This is a genomic window from Thiomicrospira sp. R3 (genome assembly GCF_029581415.1).
GTDB lineage: Bacteria > Pseudomonadota > Gammaproteobacteria > Thiomicrospirales > Thiomicrospiraceae > Thiomicrospira.
The window spans coordinates 1,555,259-1,572,941 of the sequence record NZ_CP121121.1 but is presented as its reverse complement, the minus strand read 5'-3'; the positions used below and the strand labels follow the sequence as shown (position 1 = coordinate 1,572,941).

Below are 17,683 nucleotides of genomic sequence, written 5' to 3'. Positions count from 1 at the left end.
GTGCCAACACAGCACAAGCTTAATTTTTTTGGTTTGATCCACTTTAACGCACAACTCTCTTTGTTTAGTGGGCTTTCAACAGCCCTAGTTAAATTTTAGCGGGTATAATGCATATTTTGCCCTAGCATTTCAGGCGTTACTAGCACCAAGCCATTCTCGTCAACATAAAAGCGCTTAGCATCTTCAATCGGATCTTCGCCGATTACGGTTCCCGAAGGAATGACCGTACCCTTATCTATAATTGCATTTTGAATTCGGCAATTACGCCCCACTTCAACACGCGGTAGTAAAACTGAATCTTTAATCAATGTGTAACTGTGAATAAAACTGCCGCTGGAAATCACTGAGCGTTTAACGCGCGCGCCCGACAAAATACATCCCGCCGAAATCATCGAATCAATCGCCTCACCGCGACGACCTTCATCATCAAATGCAAACTTTGCTGGTGGCATTTGTGCCTGATAAGTCCAAATCGGCCAATCACGATTATACAGATTTAACTCAGGTGTAATCGAACAAAGGTCTAAACTGGCTTTCCAGTAAGACTCTAGAGTTCCCACATCTCGCCAATACACCGGCTCGCCATTATCTTCTTGGAAAGGATAGGCACGCACATTCCAGTCAACGATAATTGAAGGAATAATATCTTTGCCAAAGTCATTCGATGAATTCGGATTATCGTGGTCTTCAATTAACTTTTGGAACAGGAATTCAGTTGAAAAAATATAAATACCCATTGAAGCCAGTGCGATGTCTGGCTTACCTGGAACGGATTCTGGATCCTTAGGCTTTTCGGTAAACTTGGTAATTCGATAATCCTCATCGACTGACATCACACCAAAACCTGTCGCCTCCATGCGCGGCACTTCAATACAGCCAATCGTTACGTCTGCACCTGAATTTGCATGCTCAACCAGCATTGTGCTGTAATCCATTGAGTAAATATGATCACCACCGAGGACCATTACATATTCAGGCGAATGACGGCGCATAATATCAAGGTTTTGATAGAGCGCATCGGCGGTACCCTTGTACCACTCCTTATCGACACGTTGCTGCGCAGGTAATAACTCCACAAATTCGCCGACTTCATAACGCATAAAGCTCCATGCACGCTGTACATGACGAATTAGTGAATGCGCCTTGTATTGCGTTAATACACCAATTTTACGAATGCCTGAATTCACGCAGTTCGACAATACAAAGTCAATAATGCGGTATTTGCCACCAAACGGCACCGCAGGCTTGGCGCGCCAACGTGTTAAATCCTTTAAACGACTGCCCTCACCGCCTGCCAACACGAGGGCAAGGGTCTTACGGGTTAATTCTGTTGAACTTTTAGTTTCTGTATAATTCTTCATACCATTCCTCTTATTGTTTTTACATTATTTAATCTTTTAGTGAATCAATCGCAAAGCTCTAACAGCTGCGCCCTTTAATCCTAGCGTTTCGTCTTTAACTAAATAAACAGGCATAGATTGAACGAGCTTACTCATCCTGCCTTTTGAATGCATTGCGGTTAGAAAAGCAGGTTGGCGCATCCAATGTTCAATTTTAGCGCCAATCCCACCCGCAATATAAATCCCCGCTCTAGCAGGCCAAAGCAAAGCCAAGTTACCAATATATCCGCCATATATTTCAACAAAACTGTCTAGGGCTTTTTTCGCAACGTCATCACCCTCTTCAGCCAACTGATGAACCTGAGGCGCGGATAACCAGGCCTGGTTATCTTTCGCGGGCAACCCCGCATGAAACGCATAAAGTGCTTCTAGCCCAGCACCTGACAAAATGCGTTCAAAAGACACATGAGACCATAACTGCCAAAACCAAACCAGTATTGTTTGATGCGCGGGCGTTTGCGGTGCAAAATCCATATGCCCTCCCTCACAAGGTTGGGGCCAAAAACCATTCAAGCAACGAACCACTGGCGCTACGCCTAAGCCCGTGCCTGCACCCACAACCAGCCGATTACCCCGCCCATCAAACTCACCAGCATGCAACTCAACGAGTTGATCCGTATTGAGGGCATCAATACCAAAAGCAGCGGCTTGAAAATCATTAATTAATTCTATATTTTTAATATGACCGGAATGTTGCAATTGATCCGCATCAACCACCCAAGGCAAGTTTGTTAGCGCGACTTTACGACCTGAAACTGGACCGGGCAAACCAAAACAGGCTGCCTCAAAACGAGTAAAGTGATACTGCGAGCAGAAAGAGTGAATAATGGATTCGAGTGAATCATACGATTGACTAGGGAATTTGGCTTGCGCCACCACATTTCGAGGGTTGTCCAAATCAATGGCTTGTAAAAGGGCTTTGGTACCCCCAATGTCACCGGCTAACACTAACACATGCACACCTGTTTAAGCGAAATTAATTACTAGACAGTTTAGCAGGTTTTATTTTAATTTTTTCACCCGATCATCATAGAAGTTTGCATAATTGATTTAAAACAGGCTTCATCGTTTTATTAAACACTACAGCCTTAGTGTTTTAGTTAAAATAACTGGCTATAGAAAGGAATCAAGTTATGAGTCGTCATTTAGATATTGCTAAAACCGTATTTGAAATAGAAGCTGCTGCCATCTCAAACCTAACACAGCTGCTTAATGAAGATTTTGATCGCGCTATAGATTCGATTTTAAGCTCAACGGGGCGCGTTGTCGTATGCGGCATGGGTAAGTCGGGATTAATTGGTAAAAAAATCGTCGCCACCTTCGCCAGCACCGGAACACCTAGCTTTTTTATGCACCCTGGTGAGGCTTTCCATGGTGATTTAGGCATGGTTTCAGCACAAGACATATTCCTGGCTTTGTCAAACTCCGGTGAAACCGAAGAATTGATTCGCCTGCTGCCCTTCCTGAAAGACAACGGTAACACGGTTATTGCAATGAGTGGCAATCCAGCATCGACCCTCGCAAAAAATGCAAACTATCATCTTAATATTGCCGTCCCTCAAGAGGCTTGCCCATTCCAGCTGGCACCCACTTCATCAACAACCGCAACCCTTGTTATGGGTGATGCCTTGGCCGTGGCTTTGATGCAAGCGCGTAATTTTCAACCCCATGATTTTGCACGCTTTCATCCCGGAGGAAGCCTCGGGCGCAAACTACTTACCCGCGTCAAAGACGAGATGGTTGCCAAGCGCTTACCTCTAGTTAAACCAAATACGCCAATGCTAGATGTGATTCACACCATGACAGATGGCCGACTTGGTCTTTGCATCGTGGGTGAAGGTGAAGGGATCATTACTGATGGTGACTTACGTCGCCAACTTGAGGTTAATGCCGCTGAGCTCATGAGACTCTGCGCCAAAGACATTATGACACTCAACCCAAGAACCATTGATGCCGATGCCAAACTTACCGAAGCCGAAGCCATGATGAACGAGCATAAAATAACCTCGTTATTGGTGACATCCAACAACCGTTTAGCTGGCATTATCCAGATTTACAATCTTGCTCTTTAGCTCTAGTTAGGGATCTAATCTAACCAGGCCTGGTTGCCACCCAGGTCTAACGCTAGGTTAAGGTTGATTAGGGTTAAAAGTTAACCGACCCTCTCCCGTATGCCCTTTGATGTAATTAAAATACTCAGCTAAAAACAAGTTTTCATTGCCTATGTACACCTGCTGGCCAAACTTAGCGAAATGGGTATTTCAAAGCAACGTAGGGTTACAATTATTATCAAAGATTAAGCGATTGACGCGCTGCTGATTATCATTCGTCTCTATGCTTCTGCTCAAACTTCCCTGACAGGTTCCTTCAAGCGTCAGCGCTTCAGCGGCGACTAGGTTACTTCCCTCATCATGTCAAAAATGGAACTGATTTTCACCCTGTTCGATTCCTAAATAATGAGATGCCACATAGCGTTCTGGGGTACCTACGTCACTCCATAGACCTTGATAGACTTGTCCGCTTACTTGTTGATTCGCCATCGCTTGGCGCAAAATAGGGGCAAGGGCTAAACGCCCTGGTGTTAACGCTTCAAATAAAGCGGGGTGCTGAACACTAATCCCAGAAAATGTCCACTGACCAGCGGGTTCAAGCATGCCATCAAGCGTAAATCCGAAGTCACCTTGTGCTTTAAAAGCCGGGGTAGGTACAAGCACACAATGTGCCAGCAATGGCTCTACTAGCGTTTGTGGTAATAGGCCAAAATCAAAATCAGAAAACACATCACCATTAATCAGCCAAAACGGTGCATCGCCCAAGATTGGCAAGGCGTTAATAATTCCCCCCGCGGTTTCCAATCCACCTGGCGGCTCAGGCGAATACCTAATCTTCAGACCCCAATAACGGCCATCCCCCAGCAAAGATTCAAATTGCTCGCCTAGCCAAGCATGGTTAATCAGCACCTCTTCCACCCCTGCCTCAGCAAGCCTTTCAAGGTGGTAAATAATCATGGGTTTGCCATTAATCGGCAACAAGGGCTTGGGTGTATGATCGGTTAAAGGCCGCAAACGCTCACCACGACCCGCTGCAAGAATCATCGCTTTAACGCTCATCCCGTTTTGACCTGCGTTAATCGAAAAGCGAGCTTTTCGGTCCAGTTAACCAGTGACTGCATTTCGGGGTAGCCTGAACCCACTTGGATAATGTAATTTAACGTGGTGGGTATATCCTTGAGATAACCGGCTTTAGCATCACGATGATACAAGCGCGCAAAAATTCCTGCCGCTTTCAGATGACGTTGAATCCCCATCCAATCCATCGCCTGTACAAAAGAACGCCACTCGGCTCGGCTCAATCTACCCGCCTGACAAAGCATTAAAAAATACGCTCTTTGCCATTCATCTACCTGCTCAGCTGGCCAGCTAATGTAACAATCACGCAACAACGAAACGGCATCATAAGTCAGCGGACCCTGCACCGCATCTTGAAAGTCTAAAATACCAGGATTATGTTGAGCAGTTACCATTAAATTACGGCTGTGATAGTCACGATGAACATACACCTGAGGCTGCGCCAAGGCTGAATCAATCAATCTGTTCTGGGTTTGTAACCAGGCCTGCTGCTCAAGTGTTGACATGGATAAATCGCAATGACATTGCCCAAGCCAATCGGTAAACAAGCTCATTTCCTGTCCTAGTAACTGAGCATCATAACCCGGTAATAGTCGGGCGTCACCTTGTGTTTGCAGCTTGACGAGTGCGTTCAGTGCATCAAGATAAAGCCCCTCGACACTAGATGGCGTTAAGGCTGAAAGATAGGTGGTTGAGCCTAAATCACTAAGCAATAGAAAACCCAGTTCCAGGTCTTGTTCGACCACCCTAGGCACATTTAGACCTAATTGCGCTAATTGGCTTGACACCGCAATAAAAGGACGACAATCTTCTTTTTCCGGCGGGGCATCCATGACAATCCAGCTTTGTTCGCCACGGCTGCCTTGAAACACCACTCTAAAATAGCGGCGAAAACTGGCGTCGCTGGACGCAGAAACAGGGTGACTTAACACACCCGCGCTAAAACAAGGCAAGGTGGCTAACCAGGCCTGCATCTGTGTAAATCTTAAATCCATAATATGCTTTACTAAACGCTCGATTAATAACTCAGGTAAAATACAAAGTTTGTTTGCCAATTAGATAGTTTTGTATTGAGAATGTCAATTTTTAACCGTTCCACTCCGCTTTATGTTTGCTTGTTGAGCCTATTCCTTCAGATGACGCTTCAGAGCGTAAAGGCCAATGACGCAGGCAATCAATCAAGTCCCCTTACCTGTGGGATTGAGTGGTTATTCCCGTTAAAAGCCATTCCCGAACCCAATAGCATCCATAGCGCCAGATTCATTGAGGCCGATCAGCTTAGCCAGCCTAGCTCTTTTCAGGTTAATTTAATCGGTAGCGTCCTACTTTCCGAACCAGGCCTGGTGGTGATGGCTGACAAACTTGACTATGATCGCAGCCAACAAGCCATGGTCTTACAAGGCAATATTGAACTACACAGCGAGCATTTATTAATACAAAGTCAAACAGCCTATTATAGTCAAGCCGAGCAAACGGCTCAGTTAGATAGGCTTCGCTATCAACTCAAGCCCAGTGGTTATCACGGCCAAGCAAGCCAACTGCGTTTTGATGGCCAACAGCAAAATAGCCTACTCAATCAAGCAACATTTACAACCTGTTCGCTCGACAATCCGGCTTGGCAACTGAACTTTAGTCAACTGGAAATTAACCAACAAACCCGCCGAATCTATGGTCATCATGGCTATTTAAGTGTTAAAGGTCTGCCTCTACTTTACACGCCCTACATAAACGTTCCGCTCGACAATCGAGCTACAGGCTTTTTATTTCCAACGTTTGGAAGTCACAAACCTGCTGCCCTATCAAACTCACAAACACTATTCGCCCTGCCCTTTTACTGGGTTATCGCCGATAACTACGATGCAACCTTTAACTTCATGGCACTTGAACAACGCGGCCTACTGCTCGATACGGAATGGCGGTATTTGCAACCCAGCCATCGTGGCGAAATCAATTTAGGCATGACTCAAGATCAGCAAGTTAAAACCGAAGGACTCACCTACCTTGACCCCACAGGCCAACGTCAAACCCTGGTGGCCAATCAAACACGCTGGCGAGCAAGCTTAAATAGCCAGCAAAACTGGGGAGAGAATCTAAATAGCCAACTTCTTTGGCACGAAGTGTCTGATCCGGATTTTTATAACGATTTTCCACTCGGTTTTAACGCATCCACCCTAAACCAATATAATCAAAACCAATTTCGTGTACGCCAGGCCCTAGTGCGTTACCAACAAGCGCATGTTCAAGCCCATATCCAACACTATGGCTACCTGCCTTTACGCAATGGCGAACAAGCAGTTCTAGAAAAAAGCCCTGAAATTGGCTTTAATTGGGCACGAAACTGGGGAGGATGGCATACGGGGGTTTATGCTGAAGCCACTGAATTTAAACGCTACGCAGGCTTTAATAACTTTGCTGATGCCGGTTATGTTCGTGCCCAAGCACTGGGCAATCAAATCAGCCAAGACCCTTACCAACACCAAGGCCAACGCCTTGTCCTCCAACCCTCGTTAACCTATCGCGTTGACCAACCCTATGGCTTCGCCCAAGCCCAGATGCAAGCCAATTATCGGCACTATCAACTTTCTAATGCGCCCGATAAGGCCAGCCGTGATAACCTAGTCATGCAATACGCGCTATCTGCTGGATTGATTTTTGAGCGCGATCTTCAGCTAGCTAACTCAAGTTATATTCAAACCCTTGAGCCTCAAATTCAATGGCTTTATGTACCCTATAGCGATCAAAGCCACCTCAGTTTATTTGATACCGGTCTTAACAGCCTTGACTTTAGCAACCTATTTCAACTCAATCGTTTCACAGGTTTTGATCGTATAGGCGACACCCAACAAATCAGCGCAGCGCTAACCAATCGGCTTTTCAATGACGAAGGCGAGGCGTTAGGTGAGTTTTCTTTTGGTCAGGTGTTTTTTTTGAAAGATCGCAAAGTGGGGTTAATTGGCAACCCAGCGCAAGACAACCAACGCTCAGACTATTTTGTCAGGCTTGCTAGCCAGATCAACCACTTTAATTTTTCATCAACCAGTCAATTTGACCAGCAGAGTTTAAAACTTAACCAAACGCTAAACCGCTTGAAATGGCATGGGTTTGCACCTATTCAACTGCTCGCCATACACCAAGGTTTAGCACTCGACCAACCGGAACAGCGCCAACAAACACTGGCGAACGGCTTAATTTTACAACTTACGCCTAGCTGGCAAGCCGCCAGTTACATTAACTATGATCTAGAACAACGCACTTACCGTGAGTTTAGTGCAGGACTGCGTTATGATAGTTGCTGTTGGGCATCAGAACTTATGTTTATGCAAGACCAAATGGCCGATGGGCGTTATAATTACACAGTTAAATATGTAATTGAGCTCAAAGGTTTGAGTTCGATGGGTCAGCGTTTAAGTGACCAGATTCAACAAAATCTCAATTTTTAATTTCATGACAAAAAGACAAATTATGTTGCAACCCTTAAAAAATCCTACTGTTATCCTGCTTAGCCTTGTGCTTGTGTTCAGCACAAATCTTCAAGCCCAAACACTCCTCGACCGAATTGTCGCGGTGGTTAATGATGAAATTATCCTTCAAAGCGAACTCAAGGAAGAAGTCGATCTCGCGCTTATCGAACTGAGACAGCGACAAATCGCGATACCTGACCCCGCCAGTCTTCAACAGCGTGTTTTGGACAATATGATTATGCAAACACTGCAAGAAGAGCGTGCTCGTCAGCGTGGCTTACGCGTATCCGATGAGGAAATCAATGAACAGCTTCTGCAAATGGCGCAAGCAAACAACCTCAGCTTGTTACAACTGATTGATGCGCTTAATCGTCAAATGCACAATGGCTTTGCACAAGTTCGCCAAGATATTAGTGAGCAAATTCTGATTCAGAAATTACGTGAAGTCGAAGTGATCAGCCAAATTTTTGTTACAGAACAAGAGGTGGCGCATTTTATCCAGCGTCGCCAGCTTGAACAAAATAACTTCCTTTATCATATAGCGCACATTTTAATTACGCGTCCAGATTCACCTACTCGTGAACAACGCCAAGAACTTGAAAACAAAGTGGCTGATATTCACCGACGCTTAATGTCTGGCGAAGATTTTGCTCAACTTGCCGTACGTTACTCAGAAGGCAGCCGGGCATTAAATGGCGGTGACCTGGGTGTGTTGGCGTTTGATCAAATCCCCTCCTTTTTTGCAGACGCCATTGAAAACCTCCAGCCTGGCGAAATTAGCCCCGTTATAGAAAGCCCCTCTGGCTACCACCTTGTCAAGCTAAATGCACTCACTGAAGCCGGACAAGGCAACGGCATTACACTCGAGCAAGAAGCGATTCAGGCTATTCGTATGCGAAAAGCCAATGAAACCTTTGATCTTTGGCTGCGACGTTTACGCGATGAAGCGTTTATCGAAATCAGACTTGAGGAAGGCGTTTAATGAGACATGCTCGCCTAGCCATTACATCCGGTGAACCTGCAGGGATAGGTCCAGACCTTATCGTTCAGCTCGCTCAACAACACTGGCCAATGCAGTGGGTGGTTTTAGGGGACCCCTTGTTGTTAGTACAGCGAGCTGAACAACTCAATCTACCACTTGAAATCCTACCCTATGAAACCGATGCCCCTGAACATATAGCACAACCTGGGCAACTTCATGTCCTTCAGATACATTTGCGCCAACCTACACAACCAGGCCTGCTTAATCCAGCAAACGCAGATTATGTGATTGAAATGATAACTCGTGCGACTCAAGGCTGCTTAGACAAGGAGTTTTCTGCACTCATTACCGGGCCGGTTCACAAAGGGATTATTAATGAAGCGGGACTTAAATTTTCAGGTCACACTGAACTGCTTGCAGAACTAAGCCAAACGAAACAAGTGGTGATGATGCTGGCGACACCAGGACTTAGGGTGGCCCTAGCCACGACCCACCTACCTCTTGCCCAGGTGCCAAAAGCCATCACCTCATCACTGCTTGAAAAAGTAATGCGCATTACCTATCAAGCCTTAGAGCAAGATTTTGCGATTGAAAAGCCTCGCTTGTTTGTCGCAGGCCTTAACCCCCATGCAGGTGAAGATGGCCATATGGGCCGAGAAGAAATTGATATTATCCAACCTGTTATTGAGCAATTGCAAACCGAAGGGATGGACATTCGTGGCTGCTACCCAGCAGATACCCTATTCACCCCGAACAAACTGCAACAGGCCGATGCCATCCTGGCGATGTACCATGACCAGGGTTTACCCGTTCTTAAACACCTGGGCTTTGGCAATGCGGTCAACATCACACTGGGGCTGCCCTTTATTCGCACCTCGGTAGATCATGGCACCGCCCTAGAACTCGCTGGGACGGGCAAAGCGGATACCGGCAGTTTTCACTATGCGATACAAGTCGCGCAAGAAATGCTGGAGGCGCAACGTGAGCGGGCATAAACACAAAAAACAATTTGGCCAAAACTTTTTAAACAACCCAAACGTCATTCATAACATTGTGGCCGCCATCAACCCCAAAACAGACCAGCATTTAGTTGAAATCGGCCCGGGTGAAGCGGCTTTAACTGAACCCCTGCTTGAGCGTGTTGCCAAACTTGATATTATTGAAATTGATCGGGATTTAATCGCGCCTTTAACCCGTCGCTTTCAAAACAAACCCTCGTTTCATTTGCATAACACTGACGCCCTAAAATTTGATTACCGTCAGCTTCTAGAGCAACCTGGTGAAAAATTAAGAATAGTGGGCAATCTACCTTATAACATTTCAAGTCCATTGATTTTTCATTTAATGGATCAAGCTGATATTATTAGTGATATGCACTTTATGCTACAAAAAGAAGTGGTTGAACGCATCACAGCAACGCCTGGTAATAAAGCATTTGGACGGCTCACAGTGATGGTGCAATACACTTGCCAAACCGAATATCTCTTTAGCGTGGGGCCTGAAAACTTTACCCCCCCACCCAAAGTCGATTCGGCGATTGTTAGATTAATCCCACACGCAACACGCCCTTATACAGCGGACAACTTTATAGATTTTGCTGCATTAGTTAAACAGGCCTTTAGCCAAAAACGCAAAACGCTACGCAACACGTTAAAAAACTGGTTAACCACTGAACAGATTGAGCAATGTGATATTGATCCTGGCTTGCGTGCTGAAGCGCTTAATCTAGCCGACTTTGTGCGTCTTGCTAACCTTTACACTCAACAAAAAAATTAAAGAAACAGGATAAGCCGTGGCCACTTATATTATCGGCGACTTACAGGGCTGCTTTGTTCCGCTTCAGAGCCTGTTAAAGCAGATTAATTATCAACCAGAGTACGACACTCTCTGGTTTGTCGGTGATATAGTTAACCGTGGCCCCCAGTCCTTAGAATGCTTACGTTTTGTTAAATCCCTCGGTGATCGAGGGCAAATCGTATTGGGTAACCATGACTTTCATCTCATTGCCAGCGCACTGGGTTTAGAAAAATACTGTTCAAAATCAGACACCCTTGCGCCTATTTTATCTGCAGCCGATTGTGATGAACTTATCGACTGGTTACGCATGCAACCCTTAATGGTTAAACACCCCGATTATGCAGCTGTCATGGTACACGCGGGTATCCCTCCTCCATGGTCAATAAATGAAGCGCTGACCCATGCTAATGAAGTTGAAACTGTGTTAAAGAGTGATCAATGGCAAGATTTTATCAAACAGCATTTATTTGGCTCTAAAACCCGTGAATGGCATCCACTGATAGCTGGCTGGGAGCGCTTACGCTATATCGTTAATGCCTTTACACGGATGCGCTACTGTGATCCACAAGGTAGGCTTGATTTTGAACAAAAAGGCGCACCCTCCTCATCGTTTGGCCGTTACCAACCCTGGTTTGTTCATCCTAATCGACGCAACAAAGATCACCAAATCTTTTTTGGGCACTGGTCAACGCTCGGCAGCTTGGATGGCTACCAGGTTCATGCTACCGATACGGGGTGCTTGTGGGGCGGCTTGTTGACAGCCTATTGCCTAGAAACTCAACAGCGCCATACACTTGAGTGCCCCCAGAGCGCCAAACCAATGAAAAATAATAAAACTTTGTCTATTACAAAATCATGAGCAATCAACCTGAACCTACCACAAAACCGCCTAAACCGCGTGCACAAGACTTACTGCAACGCCTAGACCAGGTTGATGTAAGTATTTTCAACCTAAATCAGGTCGAAGACGAATTGATGGGCAATAAAATTTGGATCAAGGTATTAACCATTCCGGTTACTATGATTAGCTTGGTGATCATGACTTTTTTGGGCGCGTGGATGAGCGGTTATATATTTGCAAGTTTTGTTATTAGTGCATTTTTAGTTTACCTCATAGGTAAACTGTTTGAGGGCTTTGAAAGCACATTCAAATGGCAAGCTCGTCAAGAAATTGAAAAGCGTATTGCTGAAACAGAAGGCGAAGAAGGACTAGTCATTCACTTTAAAGCCTTTTTACCCACCCGGTATCGCCACCTGGTGCTTTGTCTAAAAAAAGGCAATACACGTTATATAGATCAATATATTCAAGCAGTCAGCCTGTTACAAAAAAAACTTGATCACAAAAAATTCACTCATGCCTGGCACCTTGCCCACCCTGAAACGATGCCTGAGCCCACAAACCAGGATGAGTAAAAACCGGCTAGTTACCTTAAGTTATCGACGATATTTTCTCCAACTCATATAAGCCAGTATCAACAAAACGCTAAGCCAAACAGGCCAATTAGTCCAACGTGCATAGGGTGTTATGCCTTGATAGGGTTGGATATAACCACGCAACACACCCACTTCATAAGCCGGAATTTCGTATTTAATCTGACCTTTAGTATCAATAATCACCGTATATCCAGTATTCGTTGCTCGGGCTATTTCACGCCCTAATTCACGTGCACGGAGCTGTGATTCATGCCGAAGTTGGGCAGGCTCAAAAGTATGAGCAAACCAAGCATCATTACTGGTGGTGACAAAATAGCGCGCCTGCGCGACATCACGTGCCAACTCAGCACCAAACATCATTTCAAAACAAATCGATACCCCAACAGAATGGCCAGCAAGCTGCATCATGGGCTGGTCAAGCGCACCTGCACTAAACTGTGAAAAAGGAAAACCAAGCCGATCCGCTAAGCTTTTAAGCAGGCCTGCAAAAGGGTAATACTCGCCAAACATTACTAAATGACGCTTATGATACTGCTGGCTATCGTCACGCAAATTAATCATCGCGTTATAGTAAATATCTGTTTCAGGAACACGACTTATAGCACCCACCAATACGTCTTTATCACTCGCCATAGCTTCCCTAATCAAATTGCGTAACACAAGGCGCGATGCTTGATCATAATAGCCGGGTATCGCTGTTTCTGGCCAAACAATCAAATCTGCATCCCAGTTTTCACGTGTTAAGGCAACATAGTCTCGAACCATCGGCACAAAACGCGACGCTTGCCATTTTATATCCTGAGCAATATTGCCTTGAACTAAGGCAACCTTAACTGGCTCAGCAGTAGGCGCCACCCAATCTACTTTTTGCAAAAACCAAGCCGATAAACTCAAGCTAATAAGCCCCACTACGCCGATCACAAACCAGCGAGTTAACCACAAACTAACCAACAATCCAGCCATTAATGCCAATAAGAAACCAACACCAAATACACCCAATATCGGCAAAAACCCATCCAGCAAATCATTTAGTTGAGAGCCACCGATCAGTAAAAAAGGCAATCCACCGAAACTATGTGCTCGCACCAACTCAAACAACACCCAGCTAGCGGGGAGCGTTAAACATAAAAACAACCAAGATGCATAAGAGGTTGGGCTGTGAGCGGGATGTAACCAACGTGCTAACCCCCCAGCCAAGGCTGGAAACAACGCCAACAATAAAACAAAGCCGATAACGATAAAAATGGCTGCGATTAAACCCACATCTGAATAAAAGTAAACACTTGAAAACAGCCAGCTTACGCCTAAGCCAAACTGTCCTAAACCAAACCATAGCCCAAATTTAAAAGCCTGAACACCGGTGTGCGCTTTAGTAGCCCACAACCAAAATAAGCCAACCAATGCCAACAAGGCTAGAAATGAATAACCAAAAGGCGGAAAAGCCAAAACACTGATTAAACCAAACAGAAACGCCAGCCCTGCATAACGCTCAGGCAAAACTAGCTGCTTAAGAGTCGATATAAAACGCATACTAATCGATTATCGCTGAATCGTTAGGCACCGGCCTGACAAGGAACAAATGTACACGACGCGTATCCGCTTTAATGACGCGTAGCAACAGTCCTTGCAACTCAAGTTCTTCACCCTTCTGAGGCACATGACCTAATACACTCGACACTAGCCCGCCTAAAGTTTCACTGTTCGATTCATTTTCTAGGGACAAATCCACACCAAACTCTTCAAAAAACGAACTTAAAGGCGTAATAGCTTGAACTTTAAAACTATCACCATGTTGAGGTTTGATATATTCAACCTCCTCTTCATCATGCTCGTCTTCGATATCGCCGACGATTTGCTCTAACACGTCTTCAATCGTAACCAGGCCTGCTAAAGCGGCATATTCATCCACCACCAGCGCCATATGATTATGGCTAGACTTAAATTCACGCAACAATACATTCACACGTTTACTTTCAGGGATAAATACAGGAGGACGATAAATTGAGCGTAAATCTTCGATTGAGTTGAGTTTACCCTCAACCATCAAACGCAGCACATCTTTCGCTAACAATATACCCACGATCTCATCTTTGCTTTCAGACACCACCGGATAGCGCGAATGCGCCGACTCGGCTATTTCTTTGAGAATCATTTCAAGGGATTCTGACTCATTAATCACATCAACCTGCGGACGCGGTACCATAATATCGCGCACGCGGGTTTCTGAAACCCCCAAAACACCTTGTATCATATACAGCGCATCGGTATCTAATAAACCCTGTTTTTGCGCCTCGTTCAACACTTCCAGTAAATCTTCACGATCTTCGGGTTCGCCTGAAAACAAGCGTGTAATACGCTCCAACCAAGTCGAACCGTTACTAGTGTCTGCGTCACTCATGATGCTTTTTCGTCTCCAAAATTAAGTTAAAAATTAAAATAAATCGCTCAGTCATCATCATAGGGGTTATCAAAACCCAAAGATTGCATAATCTGTTTCTCAAGGCTTTCCATTTCTTCAGCCTCCTCATCATCAAGATGATCAAAACCCTGCAAGTGCAAACAACCATGCACCAACATATGTGCCCAATGCGCTAACAACGGCTTGCCCTGCTCGAGCGCTTCGCGTTCCACCACCGGCGCACAAACCACTAGATCACCCAAATACAGCGGTTCATCGTCATCCAATTCAACGCCAGGCGGCATATCAAACTCAAACGACAACACGTTAGTTGGCTTATCCATACCACGATAATCACGATTGAGCTGCTGACTTTCCTCCAGATCAACTATCCGTAAGCTCAGCTCAATCGCTTGCGATAAAGCATCCGGCGCTAAGGCCGCCGACAACCAGGCCTGGGCGCGCTCCTCGGTTAATAATGCCTGCAATTCGGGCGTGCTATACGCCCATTGCATGCTCAATGTTAGATTTGCCATGCTAACTACCCTGTCCTAGTCGAGTCGATTGATTTTCATAGGCTTGTACGATGCGTTGCACCAATGAATGACGCACTACATCCTGGGCTTGGAAAAACGTAAAGCCAACTAGATCCACCTCGGCCAATACCTCAATCGCATCACGCAGCCCTGATTTTTGGTGCTTTGGCAAATCACACTGGGTTATATCGCCGGTAATCACCGATTTAGAGCCAAATCCCATCCGGGTTAAGAACATTTTCATCTGTTCAACGGTGGTGTTTTGCGCCTCATCCAAAATAATAAACGCCTCATTCAAGGTACGACCCCGCATAAAGGCCAAGGGCGCTATTTCAATCACGTTTTTTTCAATCAAGCGTTCGACCGCCTCAAAACCAAGCATATCAAACAAGGCATCATACAAAGGACGTAAATAAGGATCGACTTTCTGGGTTAAATCACCTGGCAAAAATCCCAGCTTTTCACCCGCCTCAACCGCTGGGCGTGTCAATATAATCCGGCGAACCTGTTCGGCCTCCAAGGCGGCTACCGCGCACGCTACCGCCAAATAGGTTTTACCTGTGCCCGCTGGGCCGACACCAAAGTTAACATCCTTTTGTTGCACTAAATTGACATAGTTACTTTGATTGAGATTACGGGTTTTAATCGGTTTGCGACGAATTTTAATAATCGACTGCTGGTGATCAAGCGGTTTGGCCTGCTCAAAGCCTTTGGTTTGCAGGCTCAGATGAATATCTTCCGGCAACAGGGTTTTATGTTGGGCTTGCTGATAGAGGTCTCGCAGGATTTGCTCGGCTTGCACCAAGCGATCAGCCAAACCCACCACGCGAAAATCAAACCCGAGATGGTTTATCTCCACCCCCAGTTTTAACTCAAGCTGGTTAATATGTTGATTGTGCCAGCCGCAAAGGTTTTGCAGCTGCTCATTGTTTTGCGGTGCCAATTCAAAATGAATGGTATGCAAAGGACGGGAAATGGATTCAGACAAAATTCTAATACCTAAATAATAAGGCTTTCATTTTATAAATAAAACTTGTGAGTCACAAGGCATAAAACTGTGAATTTACACGCCCTGCTTCTGGCTGCCCAACCACTTCACCTCGCAACGAGTTAGATAAAGCTTCGGTAATCTTTACATCAACAAACCTACCAATCATATCTAAATCGCCAGCAAAGTTGACCACACGGTTATTTTCCGTACGCCCGGCCATTTCACTCGCGGATTTACGGGACAAACGCTCTACCAACACACGCTGTACAGTGCCAATCATTGCTTGGTTATAGGCATTAGCTTGTTCATTCAATAATTCTTGCAGTGCGTACAGGCGTTGTTTTTTGACTTCCATCGGCACATCATCGGGCAGGCTCGCCGCCGGCGTGCCGGGTCTTGGGCTATAAATAAAGCTAAACGAGCGGTCATAGTTTAAATCCTCAACCAGCTTCATGGTCGCTTGAAAGTCCTCTTCCGTTTCACCTGGAAAACCAATAATAAAATCACCCGATAAACTTAAATGAGGACGGTGCGCACGCACCTTACGAATAATCGACTTATACTCTAATGCCAAGTGATTACGCTTCATCAGCGCCAAAATTCGGTCAGAACCGGCTTGAATAGGCAAGTGTAGATGCGACACCAGCTCTGGAATTTCAGCAAACGCATTAATAATATTGCTGGTCATCTCATTCGGATGTGAAGTCGTGTAACGAATGCGATCAATGCCCTCAATTTCTCGAACGGCATGCATTAGAATGGATAAATCAGCGATATCACCATCCGCCATCAGCCCGCGATAAGCGTTGACGTTTTGCCCTAATAAATTAACTTCACGCACACCCTGCTCAGCTAAGCTACGTACCTCAGCCAATACGTCTTCAAACGGACGACTGACTTCCTCGCCACGCGTGTAGGGTACAACACAAAACGTACAGTATTTTGAGCAGCCCTCCATCACCGAGACAAACGCCGATACGCCACTAGACTCGGGCTTAGGCAAGTAATCAAACTTCTCAATTTCAGGAAACGAAATATCAATCACCGCTTTCGCTTTGCCTTTTATTGACCGCGTGCCGAGCGCATCGTTAATCATCGCAGGCAATCGGTGCAGAGTTTGTGGGCCAAAAATTACATCTACGTAAGGCGCACGCTCACGAATCACCTTACCCTCCTGGGACGCCACACACCCCCCCACACCTATCACTCGATGAGGCTTTTGGGCTTTCCACTTCTTCCACTTGCCCAGCTCATCAAACACCTTTTCCTGGGCTTTTTCACGCACCGAACAGGTGTTCATCAAAACCACATCCGCTTCTTCAGGTGTGTCAACCAAGCGCAAACCATGGGTGTTTTCTAACAGATGTGCCATTTTTTCTGAGTCATATTCATTCATCTGACAACCATAGGTTTTGACTAGCAGTCCACCTCCAAGCAGTGACCTCGCAAGATCAGCAGGCACCGCTTGTGATTTGACAGTATTTGAACGATTCGACATAACACACCTTTAAATTAAATCAAGTATAAATCAACCCAATAGTTTAGCACAAAAGCTA

The 17,683-nt window shown here is 45.5% G+C and carries 16 protein-coding genes; 7 read left to right on the top strand and 9 right to left on the bottom strand.

Annotated elements, in window-relative coordinates:
- Positions 1-95: 95 nt before the first annotated feature.
- Both glgC and glk read right to left on the bottom strand, forming a co-directional pair.
- Positions 96-1,361 (bottom strand): glucose-1-phosphate adenylyltransferase, encoded by a 1,266-nt coding sequence (glgC, locus tag P8S55_RS07990; RefSeq protein ID WP_289223698.1) that lies wholly within the window; start codon positions 1,359-1,361, stop codon positions 96-98.
- Between the two features lie 36 nt (positions 1,362-1,397).
- A complete protein-coding gene (glk, locus tag P8S55_RS07985) occupies positions 1,398-2,354 on the bottom strand; it encodes a glucokinase (RefSeq protein ID WP_289223697.1) in 957 nt (318 codons plus the stop codon).
- 179 nt (positions 2,355-2,533) lie between these two features.
- Between glk and P8S55_RS07980 the strand changes: the two genes are divergently transcribed.
- Positions 2,534-3,472: a KpsF/GutQ family sugar-phosphate isomerase gene (locus tag P8S55_RS07980; protein WP_289223696.1), complete on the top strand. Its 939-nt coding sequence runs from the start codon at positions 2,534-2,536 to the stop codon at positions 3,470-3,472.
- A gap of 342 nt (positions 3,473-3,814) precedes the next feature.
- Here the strand turns inward: P8S55_RS07980 and murU are convergent, their stop codons facing one another.
- Both murU and P8S55_RS07970 read right to left on the bottom strand, forming a co-directional pair.
- A complete protein-coding gene (gene murU / locus P8S55_RS07975) occupies positions 3,815-4,510 on the bottom strand; it encodes an N-acetylmuramate alpha-1-phosphate uridylyltransferase MurU (protein WP_289223695.1) in 696 nt (231 codons plus the stop codon).
- Positions 4,507-5,583, bottom strand: coding sequence for an aminoglycoside phosphotransferase family protein (locus P8S55_RS07970; RefSeq protein WP_289223694.1), 1,077 nt, complete (start codon positions 5,581-5,583; stop codon positions 4,507-4,509). The genes murU and P8S55_RS07970 overlap by 4 nt, the downstream gene beginning before the upstream one ends.
- Before the next feature lie 81 nt (positions 5,584-5,664).
- Here P8S55_RS07970 and P8S55_RS07965 point away from each other — a divergent pair, with 81 nt between their 5' ends.
- From P8S55_RS07965 to P8S55_RS07940, 6 genes are read left to right on the top strand one after another with little or no spacing between them, the layout of a single operon-like run.
- Complete coding sequence (locus tag P8S55_RS07965; protein ID WP_289223693.1) at positions 5,665-7,968, top strand: LPS-assembly protein LptD; 2,304 nt, start codon at positions 5,665-5,667, stop codon at positions 7,966-7,968.
- A 22-nt stretch (positions 7,969-7,990) separates the two neighbouring features.
- Positions 7,991-8,971: a peptidylprolyl isomerase gene (locus P8S55_RS07960; protein ID WP_289223692.1), complete on the top strand. Its 981-nt coding sequence runs from the start codon at positions 7,991-7,993 to the stop codon at positions 8,969-8,971.
- The gene (gene pdxA, locus P8S55_RS07955; protein WP_289223691.1) at positions 8,971-9,966 is read left to right on the top strand and encodes a 4-hydroxythreonine-4-phosphate dehydrogenase PdxA; all 996 of its coding nucleotides are present in this window, start codon (positions 8,971-8,973) and stop codon (positions 9,964-9,966) included. The genes P8S55_RS07960 and pdxA overlap by 1 nt, the downstream gene beginning before the upstream one ends.
- The gene (rsmA, locus tag P8S55_RS07950; RefSeq protein WP_289223690.1) at positions 9,953-10,747 is read left to right on the top strand and encodes a 16S rRNA (adenine(1518)-N(6)/adenine(1519)-N(6))-dimethyltransferase RsmA; all 795 of its coding nucleotides are present in this window, start codon (positions 9,953-9,955) and stop codon (positions 10,745-10,747) included. Before pdxA ends, rsmA begins: the two co-directional genes overlap by 14 nt.
- A gap of 16 nt (positions 10,748-10,763) precedes the next feature.
- A complete protein-coding gene (locus tag P8S55_RS07945) occupies positions 10,764-11,627 on the top strand; it encodes a symmetrical bis(5'-nucleosyl)-tetraphosphatase (RefSeq protein ID WP_289223689.1) in 864 nt (287 codons plus the stop codon).
- The gene (locus tag P8S55_RS07940) at positions 11,624-12,181 is read left to right on the top strand and encodes a hypothetical protein (protein WP_289223688.1); all 558 of its coding nucleotides are present in this window, start codon (positions 11,624-11,626) and stop codon (positions 12,179-12,181) included. Before P8S55_RS07945 ends, P8S55_RS07940 begins: the two co-directional genes overlap by 4 nt.
- 21 nt (positions 12,182-12,202) lie before the next feature.
- Here P8S55_RS07940 and lnt read toward each other — a convergent pair whose 3' ends face one another.
- From lnt to miaB, 5 genes are read right to left on the bottom strand one after another with little or no spacing between them, the layout of a single operon-like run.
- Entirely contained in the window at positions 12,203-13,699 is a 1,497-nt protein-coding gene (lnt, locus tag P8S55_RS07935; protein ID WP_289223687.1) for an apolipoprotein N-acyltransferase, read from the bottom strand.
- Positions 13,700-13,733: 34 nt separating this feature from the next.
- Complete coding sequence (locus tag P8S55_RS07930; RefSeq protein WP_289223686.1) at positions 13,734-14,600, bottom strand: CorC family transporter; 867 nt, start codon at positions 14,598-14,600, stop codon at positions 13,734-13,736.
- Positions 14,601-14,647: 47 nt separating this feature from the next.
- Positions 14,648-15,136 (bottom strand): rRNA maturation RNase YbeY, encoded by a 489-nt coding sequence (gene ybeY, locus P8S55_RS07925; protein WP_289223685.1) that lies wholly within the window; start codon positions 15,134-15,136, stop codon positions 14,648-14,650.
- 1 nt (position 15,137) lies between these two features.
- On the bottom strand, positions 15,138-16,124 hold the full coding sequence (locus P8S55_RS07920) for a PhoH family protein (RefSeq protein ID WP_289223684.1): 987 nt from the start codon (positions 16,122-16,124) through the stop codon (positions 15,138-15,140).
- A gap of 52 nt (positions 16,125-16,176) precedes the next feature.
- Entirely contained in the window at positions 16,177-17,625 is a 1,449-nt protein-coding gene (gene miaB / locus P8S55_RS07915; RefSeq protein ID WP_289223683.1) for a tRNA (N6-isopentenyl adenosine(37)-C2)-methylthiotransferase MiaB, read from the bottom strand.
- Positions 17,626-17,683: the final 58 nt, after the last annotated feature.